A 13,953-nucleotide genomic window follows, 5' to 3' on the forward strand; every position below is an offset into this window, starting at 1 on the left:
GATCTGGCGCTGGTGCCGGCGGGCGATGGCGGGCCGGGCATCGACGTGGCGGTGCGTCGCGCGATTCCGCTGGGCGGCACGGTGCGTGTGGAGCTTGCCGCACCCGGCGACGCCGTGTGGGAAGCCGAACTCACGCGCTCGGGCTGGAAGGCCCTCGGCGCGGATGCGGGAACGACGCTGCGCGCGGTGCCGCGTCAATTGCGGGTGTTTTCGGCACAGGCATAACGCGCGGCACACGTCAAAACTATAAGCAGTACTTCATCCATAGACGTCACGGACAGACAAGCAACAGGGCGGAGTTAGATCATGAATTTTCAGCAATTGCGCTATGTGCGCGAAGCAGTTCGGCAAAACCTCAATCTGACGGAAGCGGCCAGTGCGCTGTACACGTCGCAATCGGGCGTGAGCAAGCAGATCAAGGATCTGGAGGACGAACTCGGCGTGGATGTTTTTGTGCGCCGCGGCAAACGCCTCACGGGCCTGACCGAACCGGGCAAGGCGGTCCTGCAACTGATCGAGCGCATGCTGCTCGACGCCGAGAACCTGCGCCGTGTGGCGCGTCAGTTCGCCGATCAGGACAGCGGGCACCTCGTGGTCGCCACCACACACACGCAGGCGCGCTACGCGCTGCCGCAGGTGATCAAGGAGTTCACGAGCGTCTTCCCGAAGGTGCATCTGGCGTTGCGCCAGGGCAGCCCGCGACAGATCGCGCAGATGGTGATCGACGGCGAAGCGGATATCGGCATTACGACCGAGGCGCTCGACCGCTTTCCCGACATCGTCACGTTCCCGTGCTATTCGTGGCATCACGTGGCCGTTGTGCCGAAGGACCATCCGCTGGTCGGACTCGAGAACCTGACGCTGGCCGACATCGCCGAATACCCGATCATCACGTATGACGGCGATTTCACGGGCCGCTCGCACGTAGACAAGGCGTTCACCGATCAAGGGCTGGTGCCGGATATCGTGCTCACCGCACTCGATACGGACGTCATCAAGACGTACGTCGAACTCGGGCTGGGCATCGGTATTGTGGCTGCGATGGCGGTCGACCCGCGTAAGGATCAGGATCTGGCGGTCCTGGAGCTCGAAAATGCCTTCGAGCCGAGCACGACGCGCATCGGCCTGCGACGCGGTGCGTTCCTGCGCTCGTACGCGTATCGTTTCATCGAAATGCTCGCGCCTGCGCTCAAGGAGCAGGAAATCTCGACGCAGTTGCGCGAGGCGCTGGAGTTTGCGGCCTGACGTTTCCCGCCGGATGTTGGCGCTGCTGAGCCGATCCCGCCCCGGTGGCGGGATCTACGTTTTCAGCGATCGGAAGGATTGGGAAGCGGGGCAGTATTGGATACAATCGCTGGCATGACATTGACCTCATTCAACCCGATTCCTCATTACACCGTGTCCTCGGGCGAATTGCCGCGCATTGCGCTGCTCGCCACGGGCGGCACGATTGCGGGCAGCGCGGCCGACGCCACGCGCACCGCCGGTTATCAGGCCGGAGCGCTCGGTGTTCAGGATCTGCTCGCCGCCGTGCCCGCGCTGGGTAACGTGGCCCACATTCACGCCGAACAGGTCGCGCAGATCGACAGCAAGGACATCAGCGTTTCGCTGTGGCAGAAACTGGCCGCCCGCGTGAACGCCTTGCTGGCGCAGCCCGATGTGGCCGGTGCCGTGATTACGCACGGCACCGATACGCTCGAAGAGACGGCGTATTACCTGCATCTCACGATCAACAGCCGCAAGCCGGTCGTCATGACCGCGGCGATGCGGCCTGCGACGGCACTCTCGGCCGACGGCCCGCTCAATCTGCTCAACGCGGTGCGGGTGGCCACCGACCCGATCTCGGCCGGCCGCGGCGTGATGGTCGCCATCAACAATCAGATCCACTGCGCCCGCGACGTTATCAAGACAAGCACCTACAAGGTCGACGCGTTCCATTCGCCGGAAATCGGCGTGATCGGCTGGGTGCAGGACGAGCGCGTGGCGTTTCAGCGCGAGCCGCTCCAGTACCACACCGTCGAGAGCGAATTCGTCGGGCTGTCCGGCGAGTTGCCTGCGGTGGAAGTGGTATCGAGCTACGCGGGCGTGTCGCGCATTGCGGTCGACGCGCTGGTGGAAGCGGGCGTGCAGGGTATTGTGGTCGCCGGGACCGGCAACGGCTCGCTGCACTCGCTGTTGCAGCAGGCGTTGGCCGAGGCGGTGCAACGCGGTGTGACGGTCGTGCGTGCGTCGCGCGTGGGTAGCGGTCACGTGATGCATAACGGCGCGGCGCCGGACGATCAGTACGGCTTCGTGAGCACCGGCAACCTGCATCCGTACAAGGCGCGCGTGCTGCTGATGCTGGCGCTGCAAGCGGGCGTGCCGCGCGAGCGCATGCAAAGTCTTTTCGACGAGTATTGAGCGACGCAAAAAATACGGCGCGAGTCCTGCTTTCGCTTGACTGGCGCCGTGACGCTCGGCGTGGCGTCTGTCGACGCGCGCGCCCCATCCCTCACCTCACCCTGCTATTGCCGACGGCTTTTCTGATGGCCGTTTTCTTCGTCTTCTCGCGAAATGCGCGGTGCGGTCTCGCGCCGCGACACGACGTCGCGGCGGGGCCTGTCTTTTAATCTCAGGCGACGGTGTGGTTCGCGAGCATTTCCAGCGCGCGCACCATGCCCGAGTGATCCCATGCTGCGCCGCCGTTGGCTGCGCAGGCATTGAACAGTTCCTGCGCCGTGGCCGTGTTGGGCAGCGACACGCCGAGGGTCTTCGCCGTTTGCAGCGCCAGGTTCAGATCCTTCTGGTGCAGCGCGATGCGGAAGCCCGGTTCGAAGTTGCGCTTGACCATGCGCTCGCCGTGCACTTCCAGAATGCGTGACGAAGCGAAGCCACCCATCAGGGCTGCACGCACCTTCGCGGGATCTGCACCGGCCTTCGACGCGAACAGCAGGGCTTCGCCCACGGCTTCGATCGTCAGTGCCACCACGATCTGGTTGGCGACCTTGCAGGTCTGTCCGGCGCCGCTGTCGCCCACGAGCGTGATGTTTTTGCCCATCAGCTCGAAGAACGGCTTCACGTCGTCGAACGCGGCTTGCGAGCCGCCGACCATGATCGACAGCGACGCGGCCTTCGCGCCGACTTCGCCACCCGAGACCGGAGCGTCGAGGTATTCGCAGCCCAGCGCCTTGATCTTCTTGGCGTATTCCTTCGTTTCGATCGGCGAGATCGAGCTCATGTCGACGACGATCTTGCCCGCCGTCAGACCTTCTGCCAGACCGTCCTCACCGAACAGCACAGCACCGACGTCAGGGGTGTCCGGCACCATCACGAACACGATATCGGCGCGCTTGGCGACTTCCTTGGCCGACGTGCAAACGGTGGCCTGACCGTCGATCAGGTCTTGCGGCGGCGTGCGACGCTCGTACAGGAACAGCTTGTGACCGGCGTTTTGCAGATGCTTCGCCATCGGCGCGCCCATGATGCCCAGACCAATAAAACCGAGTTGTGCCATTTCGAGACTCCTTGTTGCCAAAGTTTGAAGTTGTTGTTGCCGACCGTTGGACGGGCAGGCCATGCGTGCGTGAGTGCTACAGGCAATGAGCGCTCACGCATTCCCCGTGCTCCGGCCGCATGCCCCCTGCATGCGGCCGGCGGGGCCCTTCCTCGTCGAAACCCGGTCGGTTATTGCGAGGGTTACGCTGACTGACGTCGGCTTATGCAGCTTCGCGCAGGCCTGCGGCTTTGAACCATCCGAGGCCGTCGGTGGTGGTCGTTGCGGGCTTGTACTCGCAGCCGATCCAGCCGGTGTAGCCAATGCGGTCGAGGAACGCGAACAGGTAGGCGTAGTTGATCTCGCCCGTGCCCGGCTCGTTGCGGCCCGGGTTGTCGGCGAGCTGCACGTGAGCGATGCGCGCCAGATGCGTCTCGATGGTCTTGGCGAGCTCACCTTCCATGCGTTGCATGTGATAGATGTCGTACTGCAGGAACAGGTTGTCCGAGCCGACGGCGTCGAAGACTTCCAGCGTCTGCTTCGTACGGTGCAGGAAGAAGCCCGGAATGTCGTACGTGTTGATCGGCTCGACCAGCAGGCGGATGCCTTCGGCCTTGAGCGCGTCGGCCGCGAAGCGCAGGTTGCCCACGAGCGTTTCGGTGGCGGCCTGCGTCGACAGATCGGCGCCTTGCTTGCCCACGAGGCAGTTCAGTTGCTTCACACCCAGTGCCTTGGCGTAGGTGATGGCTTCGCCCACGCCGTCGCGGAATTCGGCCACGCGATCGGGGAAGATGGCGATGCCGCGCTCGCCTGCGTCCCAGTTACCGGCGGGCAGGTTGTGCAGCACGAGGTCGAGCTGATACTGGTTCAGCTTGTCGGCGATCTGGTCGCGATGAAACGCGTACGGGAACAGGAACTCCACGCCGCGAAAGCCCGCTGCGGCGGCCGCCTTGAAGCGGTCGAGGAACGGCACCTCGTTGAACAGCATGGTCAGGTTGGCGGCAAATTTCGGCATTGCGCTGACTCCTCTCTCTCTCTTTTCTTAGGGGGTGGTTTCGACGATTCGATGCAAGGGTGAATACTGGGTAAAGCTAAGGTCACGCGGGGTACTGCAAGGTTGCGGAGCGCATGCTTTGGCCGTTTCACGGGGTCTAGCCGAAAGCGCAGGGGACGCATGCGCCCCGCAAACCGTTGGCAGTGCCGGCAGGCTTATGCCGACACTGCGTCGTCTTCTTCCACGACATCGACGATTTCTTCGAACTCGTTGATGTTGTTGATTTCGGTGCCCATCGCGATGTTGGTCACACGCTCGAGAATCACTTCCACGATCACCGGCACGGAGAACTCGGCCATCAGCTTGCGGGCCTGAGCGAACGCGGGCTGAATGTCGTTGGGCTGGAACACACGGATCGCCTTCACGCCGAGGCCTTCAGCGACCTTCACGTGGTCGACGCCGTAACCGTTGACTTCCGGCGAGTTCACGTTTTCGAACGCGAGCTGCACGCAGTAGTCCATGTCGAAGTTGCGCTGTGCCTGGCGGATCAGACCCAGGTACGAGTTGTTCACCACGACGTGGATGTACGGCACCTTGAACTGCGCGGCCACGGCCAGTTCTTCGATCATGAACTGGAAGTCGTAGTCGCCCGAGATGGCCACGACGTCCGACGACGGCGATGCGACCTTCGCACCGATGGCGGCCGGCACGGTCCAGCCGAGCGGGCCTGCCTGACCGCAGTTGATCCAGTGACGCGGCTTGTTCACGTGCAGGAACTGTGCGGCGGCGATCTGCGACAGACCGATCGTCGAGACGTAGCGCACGTCGCGGCCGAAGAAGGCGTTCATTTCCTGATACACGCGTTGCGGCTTGATCGGCACCTGCTCGAAGTCCGTGCGGCGCAGCATGGTGCGCTTGCGCTTCTGGCAGTCGGCGACCCATTGCGAGCGGTCCGGCAGACGCCCGGCGGCCTTCAGTTCTTTGGCGACTTCGACGAACAGCTTGAGGGCGGCCTTGGCGTCCGAGACGATGCCGTAGTCCGGACCGAACACGCGGCCGATTTGCGTCGGCTCGATATCGACGTGCACGAACTTGCGACCCTGCGTGAAGACGTCCACGCTACCTGTGTGACGGTTCGCCCAGCGGTTGCCGATGCCCATCACGAAGTCGGACGCGAGCATCGTGGCATTGCCGAAGCGGTGCGACGTTTGCAGGCCGACCATGCCCGCCATGAGCGGATGGTCGTCGGCGATGGTGCCCCAGCCCATGAGCGTGGGGACGACCGGCACGTTCACCGTCTCGGCAAATTCGACCAGCAGCTCGGCGGCGTCGGCGTTGATCACACCGCCACCCGACACGATGAGCGGGCGCTCCGAAGCGACCAGCATCTGAATGGCCTTCTCGACCTGAGCACGCGTCGCGGCAGGCTTGTACACCGGCAGCGGTTCGTACGTGTCGGGATCGAATTCGATCTCGGCGACCTGCACGTCGAACGGCAGGTCGATGAGCACCGGACCCGGACGACCCGAACGCATCAGGTGGAACGCTTGCTGGAACACGCGCGGCACAAGGGCCGGCTCACGCACCGTCACGGCCCACTTCGTGACCGGCTTGGCGATCGACTCGATGTCGACGGCCTGGAAGTCTTCCTTGTACAGACGGGCGCGCGGCGCCTGACCCGTAATGCACAGAATAGGGATGGAGTCGGCTTGTGCCGAGTACAGGCCGGTGATCATGTCCGTGCCTGCGGGGCCCGACGTCCCGATACAGACGCCGATGTTGCCCGCTTCCGCACGGGTGTAGCCTTCGGCCATGTGCGATGCGCCTTCGACGTGGCGGGCGAGCACGTGCTCGACGCTGCCAGCCTTGCGCAAGGCCGAGTAGAACGGGTTAATGGCGGCGCCGGGCACGCCGAATGCGGTAGTGATGCCTTCCTTCTCCAGCACGCGGACGGCGGCCTCTACGGCGGTCATCTTGGCCATGTGACTCCTCCAATGGGTAATGACGAATACGGAACGTATAGGGATGAATCTTGTTGGAGGTCACTTTAAGCCGGTACGATTTGTTTGATAAGATCACAAAAGATCGTTTTTTTAAGAACAAAAAGTATCGAATGGAGACGTGATGGACCGCTACAAACAGATCGAAACCTTCGTGCAGGTGGCCGAAGCCGGCAGTCTGGCTGCGGCGGCGCTCAAGGAAGGGGTCTCGCCGGTGATCCTCGGGCGGCGTATCGACGCGCTCGAAAAGCGTCTCGGCATCAAGCTCATGTACCGGTCGACGCGCCGGCTGGCCCTCTCGGAAGAGGGCGGCGCTTTTCTGGAGCGCTGCAAGCAGTTGCTCGGCGACTGGGAGATGGCGGAGAACGAAATCAGCGCCGGTCGGCACGCCGTCTCCGGTCACCTGATCGTTTCGGCCCCGGCGGCGTTCGGTCGCAAGCACGTGGCCCCGCACGCACCGGCATTCCTGCGTCTGCATCCCGAAGTGCAGATCTCCTTCAATCTGACGGATCGCGTGGTGGATATCGTGCGCGAAGGCTACGACATGGGGATTCGTATCGGCGGCTCCGTCGACCCGAACTTCGTGGCCGTCAAACTCGCGCAGAACCGGCGCGTGGTGTGCGGCACGCCGGCCTACTTTGCGCGCCACGGCCGCCCCAAGACCCTGGAGGATCTCGCGAAGCACAACTGTCTCGCGTTCAACCTTCAGGGTGGGCAGCAGCGCGGGTGGTACTTCAAGCGGCAGGGCAAGCTCGTGACGATTCGCGTCGCTGGCAGTCTCGATTGCAACGACGGCGAGTTGCTGCACCGCTGGGCGCTCGAAGGGCTGGGACTGGGCTGGCGCTCGACGTGGGAAATCCAGCGCGAGTTGCTGTCCGGGGAGCTGGAGACCGTGCTGGACGAATATGCGCTGCCCGATTACGACATCCTCGCCGTGTACCCGCAGCAGCGCTTCCAGCCCGCGCGGGTGCGGCTGTTCATCGAACAGTTGCGGCAGATTTATGCGCGTCCGAATTACTGGCTGGAGAATGGCTGATGTCGAGCCGCGCGCGATTGACGGTTGCTTTCCATCGATGGGAAGCCTAGCCCGGGAGGTGGTCGGGTGGGGCAGTGAACGTCACCGATTGAGCGGGAGTTGATGATCGACATGAAATCCGCTAGAATCGCGGGTTCTGCAACCTTGCTGCACTGGTTCTGACGCCCAGGCAGCTTTGTCCATAAGGAGCACCCTATGCGTCATTATGAAATCGTATTTATCGTTCACCCCGATCAGAGCGAGCAAGTGCCTGCAATGATCGAGCGCTATCGTGGCACGGTCGAAACCCGTCAGGGCAAGATCCACCGCGTCGAAGACTGGGGCCGTCGTCAACTGGCCTACATGATCGAAAAGCTGGCCAAGGCTCATTACGTTTGCATGAACATCGAATGCGACCAGGAAACCCTGGACGAGCTGGAACACGCATTCAAGTTCAACGACGCCGTTCTGCGCCACCTCGTCGTCAAGATGAAGAAGGCTGAGACCGCACCGTCGCCGATGATGAAGGAAGTGGCCCGCGAAGAAGCCAAGAAGGCTGCCGCCGTGCCCGCGACCGAAGCTGCCGCTTCGTAATTAGCGCACCGGAACGCATCAGGGTGCCAACGACAACATCGAACGCGTGAATCGCTTACGGCTAGAGGCCAGCATCGTCGAAATCGGCACGCTGCGCTATACCCCGGCCGGGCTTCCCGTGATCGATGTCACGCTGGCGCACGAGGGAACAGCCGAAGAGGCGGGCGTGGCCCGTCAGGTCGAGTTCTCGATACCGGCAGTTGCGATCGGTCCCATCAGTGCCAAAGTCATGGCGTTGGGACTCGAGAAACCGGCCCAGTGGGCAGGGTTTCTGGCCAAGAAGCATCGCAATAGCCGCACCCTGGTGTTTCACATCACAGCATTGCAAGCATTTGAAAAGGATTGTTGAACATGCCGCGTCCTAACGGTAAAAACAAGAAGTTTGATCGCCGCCGCCAACAGCAAAACCCGCTGTTCAAGCGCAAGAAGTTCTGCCGCTTCACCGTCGCTGGTGTCGAGCAGATCGATTACAAGGATGTCGAAACGCTGAAGGACTTCATCGGCGACAACGGCAAGATCACCCCGGCTCGCCTGACGGGCACCAAGGCGCACTACCAGCGCCAGCTCGATACGGCCATCAAGCGTGCGCGTTTCCTCGCGCTGCTGCCGTACACCGATCTGCACGGTGCTTAATCGCCAGTCGACGAAGGAGAATAGATAATGCAAGTGATTCTGCTGGAAAAGGTCGTCAACCTGGGTAATCTGGGCGACATCGTGAAGGTCAAGGATGGTTTCGCACGTAACTTCCTGATCCCGACGAAGAAGGCTCGCCGCGCCACCAAGGACGCGATCGCCGAATTCGAAGTTCGCCGCGCCGAACTGGAAAAGGCTGCCGCCGACAAGCTGGCTGCTGCTCAGGCCGAAGGCGAAAAGCTGTCGGGTCTGACCGTGCAAATCTCGCAGAAGGCTGGTGTTGACGGCCGTCTGTTCGGTTCGGTCACCAACTTCGACATCGCCGAAGCCCTGGGCACCCAAGGTTTCAAGGTTGAGAAGATGCAAGTGCGTCTGCCGAACGGCCCGCTCAAGACCGTGGGTGATTTCCCGGTTCAAGTGGCGCTGCACACCGACGTCGTGACCGACGTCACCGTGTCGGTGCTCGGCGAGCACGCCTAAGTCGTACCCGCGTCAGCTTCCCGACGCGAATAAAAGACGGAAGTCGGAGTACCGGCTTCCGTTTTTTTATGTCTGTCCGTTCCGTTGTGTTGGCTGCCGGAATATCCGGTCGCCGGTCTCGCATTGCCGTACGCCGACCGCCTCCCGGTTGCTCGCTCCCTTCCATCCAAGTCATCGTTCGATAGCGCCACCTTATGCTGCCTCCAGGGAAACTGCTGAACAAACAACGTCCTGAAAAGTCGTCACGCAAGCGCGATTTTGCCGGGACTGACCGGGATCGCGGGGACGGTATAATGCCCGGCATGAACGCGCCCGATCCCCAGTTAGATTCGCTCAAGGTGCCACCGCACTCCATCGAGGCGGAGCAATCCGTGCTCGGCGGTCTGCTGCTCGATAACAGCGCCTGGGATCGGATCGGCGACTTCTTGTCTGAATCGGACTTCTATCGCTACGACCATCGTCAGATCTATCAGCACATCGGGCGTCTGATCTCCAGCGACCGACCTGCCGACGTCATCACCGTCTTCGAATCGCTCACTTCCGCTGGCAAAGCCGAAGACGTGGGTGGCCTGGCTTACCTGAACGCCCTCGCGCAGAACACCCCGAGCGCGGCGAACATTCGCCGTTACGCGGAGATCGTGCGCGACCGGGCCGTGCTGCGTAAGCTCGTGACGGTGGCCGACGAAATTGCTTCGGATGCTTTCAATCCGCAAGGCAAGGAAGTGCGTCAGATGCTCGACGAGGCGGAGGCGAAGGTCTTCGCGATTGCGGAAGAGGGCTCGCGTAGCACCAACGGCTTCCTCGAACTGCAACCGCTGCTCACGCAGGTGGTCGAGCGTATCGACGAGTTGTACCACCGTGAAGGCGGCAGCGACATTACCGGTATTCCGACGGGCTTCGTCGATCTGGACCGCATGACGTCCGGTTTCAACGGCGGCGATCTGATCATCGTGGCCGGTCGTCCGTCGATGGGTAAGACAACGTTCTCGATGAACATCGGCGAACACATCGCGGTGGAAGAGGGCTTGCCCGTTGCCGTGTTCTCGATGGAAATGCCGGGCACGCAGCTGGCCATGCGTATGCTGGGTTCGGTGGGACGTCTCGATCAGCATCGTTTGCGTACCGGCAAGCTGGTCGACGAAGACTGGCCGAAGCTCACGCACGCGATGCAGAAGATGAACGAGACGCAACTGTTCGTCGACGAAACGCCTGCGCTCAATCCGATGGAACTGCGTGCGCGTGCGCGACGTCTGGCGCGTCAGTGCGGCAAGCTCGGTCTGATCATCATCGATTACTTGCAGCTCATGAGCGGTTCGGGCGGCGGTGAAAACCGTGCGACCGAAATTTCCGAAATTTCGCGTTCGCTCAAAGGCCTTGCCAAAGAATTGAACGTGCCCGTGATTGCGCTCTCGCAGCTCAACCGAAGTCTCGAACAACGCCCGAACAAGCGTCCGGTCATGTCGGATTTGCGCGAATCGGGTGCTATCGAACAGGATGCCGACATCATCCTGTTCATCTACCGCGACGAAGTCTACAACCCCGACACCCCAGACAAAGGCACGGCCGAAATCATCATCGCGAAGCAGCGTAACGGTCCTATTGGCCACGTCCGTCTGGCGTTCATCGGTGCCTACACGAAGTTCGACAATCTGGCCGGTCCGCAATACTGACGCCCCGATTTCTGTCTGTTCGGATGCGCATGCGGCATCGCATGCCTCCGACGAGGTAGAATGTGACGTTTTTGTGTCGAACCGTCCCCTATTAATACCCGGAGTTTCCCCATAATGTTCGGTCGCTTCATGCCCACCGAGGGCAAGTTCTTTGACCTGTTCAACCAGCACGCGGCGTGCATGGTCGCAGGCAGCCGCGAGCTGTCCGCCATGCTCAACGACCTGCCAAACGCCGAGGCACGTACCGTTGCCGTGCAGAACAACGAGAAGAAAGCGGATCGCATCACGCACGAGACTATCGACTTGATGCACAAGACGTTCATCACGCCTTTCGACCGCGACGAGATCCATAAGCTGATCAGCACGATGGACGACATCCTGGATCTAATGGAAGACGTGGCGACGGCCGTGTGGATGTACGACATCAAGAGCGTGCCGTCCGAGGCCCGCATGCTGGGCGAAATCTGCGTGAAGTGCTGCGAGCGCGTGCAAAGCACCGTCGCGCTGCTCCACGACATGGATCGTGCCCGCGAAATTCTGAAGTTCTGCGAAGAGATCGACGGTCTCGAGTCGGAAGCCGACCGCCTGCTGCGCGCATCGCTGTCGAAGCTCTTCCGCGAAGAAGCCGACGTGAAGGAGCTGATCAAGCAGAAGGCTGTGTCCGAATTGCTCGAGTCGGTGACCGACAAGTGCGAGGACGTTGCCAATATCATCGAAGGCATTGTGCTGGAAAACGCCTGAGCGGAGACTTTCGATGGCAACGCTGCACATCAGCCTTTGGCTGGTCGGACTATTGATCGCACTGGCGCTCCTGTTCGACTTCATGAACGGTTTTCACGACGCCGCCAACTCGATCGCTACGGTGGTCTCGACGGGCGTGCTAAAACCGCATCAGGCGGTGGCTTTCGCCGCCATGTTCAACGTCATCGCGCTGTTCGTCTTTCACCTGAAAGTCGCGGCGACGGTGGGCAAGGGCACGGTACACCCCGAGATCGTCGATCACTATGTGATCTTTGGCGCGCTCGTGGGGGCTATCGCCTGGAACATCATCACCTGGTACTACGGTATCCCGTCGAGTTCGTCGCACGCCCTGATCGGTGGTCTGGTCGGCGCGGCGGTGGCCAAGGCCGGCACGGGTTCGCTCGTGGCGAGCGGCCTGCTGCAAACCGTGGCATTCATTTTCGTTTCGCCGCTGCTCGGTTTCGTGCTCGGTTCGTTCTTCATGCTGCTCGTGTCGTGGCTGTTCTTCCGCACGCCACCCGCACGCGTGGACCGCTGGTTCCGTCGCCTGCAACTGGTGTCCGCCGGTATGTACAGCCTCGGACACGGCGGCAACGATGCACAGAAGACCATCGGCATCATCTGGATGCTGCTGATCGCTGCGGGCATGTGGCCGCAGGAAGCTCCCGAGCCGCCGTTGTGGGTGATCATCGGCTGCTATCTCGCGATCGGTCTGGGGACCATGTTCGGTGGCTGGCGGATCGTGCGCACGATGGGGCAGAAGATCACGAAGCTCAAGCCGGTCGGTGGTTTCTGTGCCGAGACGGGCGGGGCGTTCACGCTCTTCTTCGCCTCGTGGCTCGGCGTGCCGGTCTCGACGACGCACACCATCACGGGCGCTATCGTCGGCGTGGGCGCGACCCGCAAGCTGTCGGCAGTGCGCTGGGGCGTGGCGGGCAACATCGTCTGGGCCTGGGTGCTGACGATCCCGGCATCGGCGTTTATCGCCGCCATCGCCTGGTGGGTCGGCAAGCAGATCCTCTGACGGATCGGGCTACCGAATGGAAAAAGCGGCTTCGGCCGCTTTTTTTACGTCTTCAGTCAGTGCAGTCAGTGCGGGTCGGGCGGATTGAAGGCGCTAATCGACGTCATCGGGAGAATCAATTTCAATAGTTTATTGCGATTGATTACTATTTCCTCATAGTGTTTTTGATTGCACCGGAGGCTACTATGACGACATTGATTCAATCCCTGCGCCACCGTCCGTTGAGCATGCTGATGGGCGCGGCCATCAATATCGGCGGCGCGGCAACGCTGCTTGCCCATTTGCGCTAATCCCCCGAGGCGCATATCGCATCGGACTGCCGTGGGTTACATCGCGCTGTTGGCGAAGCGGGCAATCGGATCGTCGTCCTGCGACGGCGACGACGTGAGATTGGCCGTGCTGCTCGGTGATGCGGTTTGGGGGGTGCCGAGCGGTGAGGGCGTTGCTGCCGTCAATGGACGATTCGGTGGCGGACTGACCGGTGCCGTGGTCGTCGTCGGTGCTGTGGCCGCTGCTGGCGCCGCTGCCACCGTGCCAGGTGCCGAGCGATTGACGTAGGTCGTATTGCCCGCTGGTGCTTTATTGGCTGCGACGCGTCGTACGCCGTCGATACGCTTGGCCCAGTACGGGATGAAGATGCTCTCCAGCCGCACCGTGCCGCCCGAATTCGGTGCATGCACGAATTTACCCTGTCCCACGTAGATGCCCACATGCGAGTGAGCGCGTCCCGTGGTGTTGAAGAAGACGAGGTCGCCCGAGGCGAGATCGTCGCGTTCGAGCACGGTGCCGATGCCGCTCATGTCGGCCGTCGTGCGAGGCAGATTGACGCCTGCCGCGCGCGCCACCACATAGCGCACGAGACCGCTGCAATCGAATCCGGAGTCGGGGGTGTTGCCGCCGTAACGGTAAGGAATGCCAACGAGGCTCATCGCTTCGAGCGTGATCTCCTCCTGACCTGCGCTAAGCTCCGGGCCGACCGTGCGATTGCCGAAGTTCGCGTTGCCGCCTTGCCGGACCGTCGGGCCGGACGAACATGCAGCGACCAGCAGCGTCAACGCCAGTACCCCCGCCGAGCGCCACGGCACCCACGAAGTCTTGGTGGACGTTGCGGGCTGCGTCGTGTATCGGGCCATCGGACGAGTCGGAGATCGAGACATGCTCAGAGGGCGCTGGATTCGCATGCGCCGAGTTTACGACGCTTAGCGCACGAATGCATCGCAAAAGTGCCCAAATCCGGGCGTTCTGTGGCATCGACGTCACAAATCCGCGGCTCGCCGGGCGATTTTGCCGTCTTGGGCCGATGCGCTATGGGGTGTCGCACGCGGTGTCC

15 protein-coding genes are annotated in these 13,953 nt (G+C 62.0%); 11 read left to right on the top strand and 4 right to left on the bottom strand.

Features of this window, described 5'->3' with window-relative positions; genetic code table 11:
* Window positions 1-87 precede the first annotated feature (87 nt).
* From MB84_RS31705 to MB84_RS10440, 3 genes are all read left to right on the top strand, one after another.
* Window positions 88-225, top strand: coding sequence for a hypothetical protein (locus MB84_RS31705; RefSeq protein WP_425415909.1), 138 nt, complete (start codon window positions 88-90; stop codon window positions 223-225).
* A gap of 81 nt (window positions 226-306) precedes the next feature.
* Entirely contained in the window at window positions 307-1,245 is a 939-nt protein-coding gene (locus tag MB84_RS10435; protein ID WP_046291728.1) for a CysB family HTH-type transcriptional regulator, read from the top strand.
* Between the two features lie 114 nt (window positions 1,246-1,359).
* A complete protein-coding gene (locus MB84_RS10440; RefSeq protein ID WP_046291729.1) occupies window positions 1,360-2,400 on the top strand; it encodes an asparaginase in 1,041 nt (346 codons plus the stop codon).
* A gap of 211 nt (window positions 2,401-2,611) precedes the next feature.
* On the opposite strand, the gene glxR is transcribed toward MB84_RS10440, so the two are convergent.
* From glxR to gcl, 3 genes are all read right to left on the bottom strand, one after another.
* A complete protein-coding gene (glxR, locus tag MB84_RS10445) occupies window positions 2,612-3,493 on the bottom strand; it encodes a 2-hydroxy-3-oxopropionate reductase (protein WP_046291730.1) in 882 nt (293 codons plus the stop codon).
* 202 nt (window positions 3,494-3,695) lie between these two features.
* Complete coding sequence (hyi, locus tag MB84_RS10450) at window positions 3,696-4,487, bottom strand: hydroxypyruvate isomerase (RefSeq protein WP_046291731.1); 792 nt, start codon at window positions 4,485-4,487, stop codon at window positions 3,696-3,698.
* Window positions 4,488-4,681: 194 nt separating this feature from the next.
* Window positions 4,682-6,448: a glyoxylate carboligase gene (gene gcl / locus MB84_RS10455; RefSeq protein WP_046291732.1), complete on the bottom strand. Its 1,767-nt coding sequence runs from the start codon at window positions 6,446-6,448 to the stop codon at window positions 4,682-4,684.
* Between the two features lie 142 nt (window positions 6,449-6,590).
* Between gcl and MB84_RS10460 the strand changes: the two genes are divergently transcribed.
* From MB84_RS10460 to MB84_RS10495, 8 genes are all read left to right on the top strand, one after another.
* Complete coding sequence (locus MB84_RS10460) at window positions 6,591-7,502, top strand: LysR family transcriptional regulator (protein WP_046291733.1); 912 nt, start codon at window positions 6,591-6,593, stop codon at window positions 7,500-7,502.
* A 195-nt stretch (window positions 7,503-7,697) separates the two neighbouring features.
* Window positions 7,698-8,075 carry a 30S ribosomal protein S6 gene (gene rpsF, locus MB84_RS10465; RefSeq protein WP_039398830.1) on the top strand — a complete coding sequence of 126 codons (378 nt, stop codon included), beginning with the start codon at window positions 7,698-7,700 and terminating at the stop codon, window positions 8,073-8,075.
* 46 nt (window positions 8,076-8,121) lie between these two features.
* The gene (gene priB, locus MB84_RS10470) at window positions 8,122-8,424 is read left to right on the top strand and encodes a primosomal replication protein N (RefSeq protein ID WP_044455532.1); all 303 of its coding nucleotides are present in this window, start codon (window positions 8,122-8,124) and stop codon (window positions 8,422-8,424) included.
* A gap of 2 nt (window positions 8,425-8,426) precedes the next feature.
* Window positions 8,427-8,708, top strand: coding sequence for a 30S ribosomal protein S18 (gene rpsR, locus MB84_RS10475; protein WP_010803800.1), 282 nt, complete (start codon window positions 8,427-8,429; stop codon window positions 8,706-8,708).
* 27 nt (window positions 8,709-8,735) lie between these two features.
* Window positions 8,736-9,188 carry a 50S ribosomal protein L9 gene (gene rplI, locus MB84_RS10480; RefSeq protein ID WP_046291734.1) on the top strand — a complete coding sequence of 151 codons (453 nt, stop codon included), beginning with the start codon at window positions 8,736-8,738 and terminating at the stop codon, window positions 9,186-9,188.
* A gap of 302 nt (window positions 9,189-9,490) precedes the next feature.
* Window positions 9,491-10,858 (top strand): replicative DNA helicase, encoded by a 1,368-nt coding sequence (locus MB84_RS10485; protein ID WP_046293642.1) that lies wholly within the window; start codon window positions 9,491-9,493, stop codon window positions 10,856-10,858.
* Between the two features lie 114 nt (window positions 10,859-10,972).
* Window positions 10,973-11,599: a DUF47 domain-containing protein gene (locus MB84_RS10490; RefSeq protein ID WP_046291735.1), complete on the top strand. Its 627-nt coding sequence runs from the start codon at window positions 10,973-10,975 to the stop codon at window positions 11,597-11,599.
* Between the two features lie 13 nt (window positions 11,600-11,612).
* Window positions 11,613-12,623, top strand: a complete 1,011-nt coding sequence (locus MB84_RS10495) for an inorganic phosphate transporter (RefSeq protein WP_046291736.1) — start codon at window positions 11,613-11,615, stop codon at window positions 12,621-12,623.
* Window positions 12,624-12,949: 326 nt separating this feature from the next.
* On the opposite strand, the gene MB84_RS10500 is transcribed toward MB84_RS10495, so the two are convergent.
* On the bottom strand, window positions 12,950-13,756 hold the full coding sequence (locus MB84_RS10500) for a C40 family peptidase (RefSeq protein WP_084009711.1): 807 nt from the start codon (window positions 13,754-13,756) through the stop codon (window positions 12,950-12,952).
* Window positions 13,757-13,953: the final 197 nt, after the last annotated feature.

The organism is Pandoraea oxalativorans, assembly GCF_000972785.3.
GTDB lineage: Bacteria > Pseudomonadota > Gammaproteobacteria > Burkholderiales > Burkholderiaceae > Pandoraea > Pandoraea oxalativorans.

Coding starts and splice junctions, on each gene's coding strand:
- MB84_RS10435 (WP_046291728.1), top strand. CDS start 307: ATGAATTTTCAGCAATTGCGCTATGTGCGCGAAGCAGTTCGGCAAAAC.
- MB84_RS10440 (WP_046291729.1), top strand. CDS start 1,360: ATGACATTGACCTCATTCAACCCGATTCCTCATTACACCGTGTCCTCG.
- glxR (WP_046291730.1), bottom strand. CDS start 3,493: ATGGCACAACTCGGTTTTATTGGTCTGGGCATCATGGGCGCGCCGATG.
- hyi (WP_046291731.1), bottom strand. CDS start 4,487: ATGCCGAAATTTGCCGCCAACCTGACCATGCTGTTCAACGAGGTGCCG.
- gcl (WP_046291732.1), bottom strand. CDS start 6,448: ATGGCCAAGATGACCGCCGTAGAGGCCGCCGTCCGCGTGCTGGAGAAG.
- MB84_RS10460 (WP_046291733.1), top strand. CDS start 6,591: ATGGACCGCTACAAACAGATCGAAACCTTCGTGCAGGTGGCCGAAGCC.
- rpsF (WP_039398830.1), top strand. CDS start 7,698: ATGCGTCATTATGAAATCGTATTTATCGTTCACCCCGATCAGAGCGAG.
- rpsR (WP_010803800.1), top strand. CDS start 8,427: ATGCCGCGTCCTAACGGTAAAAACAAGAAGTTTGATCGCCGCCGCCAA.
- rplI (WP_046291734.1), top strand. CDS start 8,736: ATGCAAGTGATTCTGCTGGAAAAGGTCGTCAACCTGGGTAATCTGGGC.
- MB84_RS10485 (WP_046293642.1), top strand. CDS start 9,491: ATGAACGCGCCCGATCCCCAGTTAGATTCGCTCAAGGTGCCACCGCAC.
- MB84_RS10490 (WP_046291735.1), top strand. CDS start 10,973: ATGTTCGGTCGCTTCATGCCCACCGAGGGCAAGTTCTTTGACCTGTTC.
- MB84_RS10495 (WP_046291736.1), top strand. CDS start 11,613: ATGGCAACGCTGCACATCAGCCTTTGGCTGGTCGGACTATTGATCGCA.
- MB84_RS10500 (WP_084009711.1), bottom strand. CDS start 13,756: ATGGCCCGATACACGACGCAGCCCGCAACGTCCACCAAGACTTCGTGG.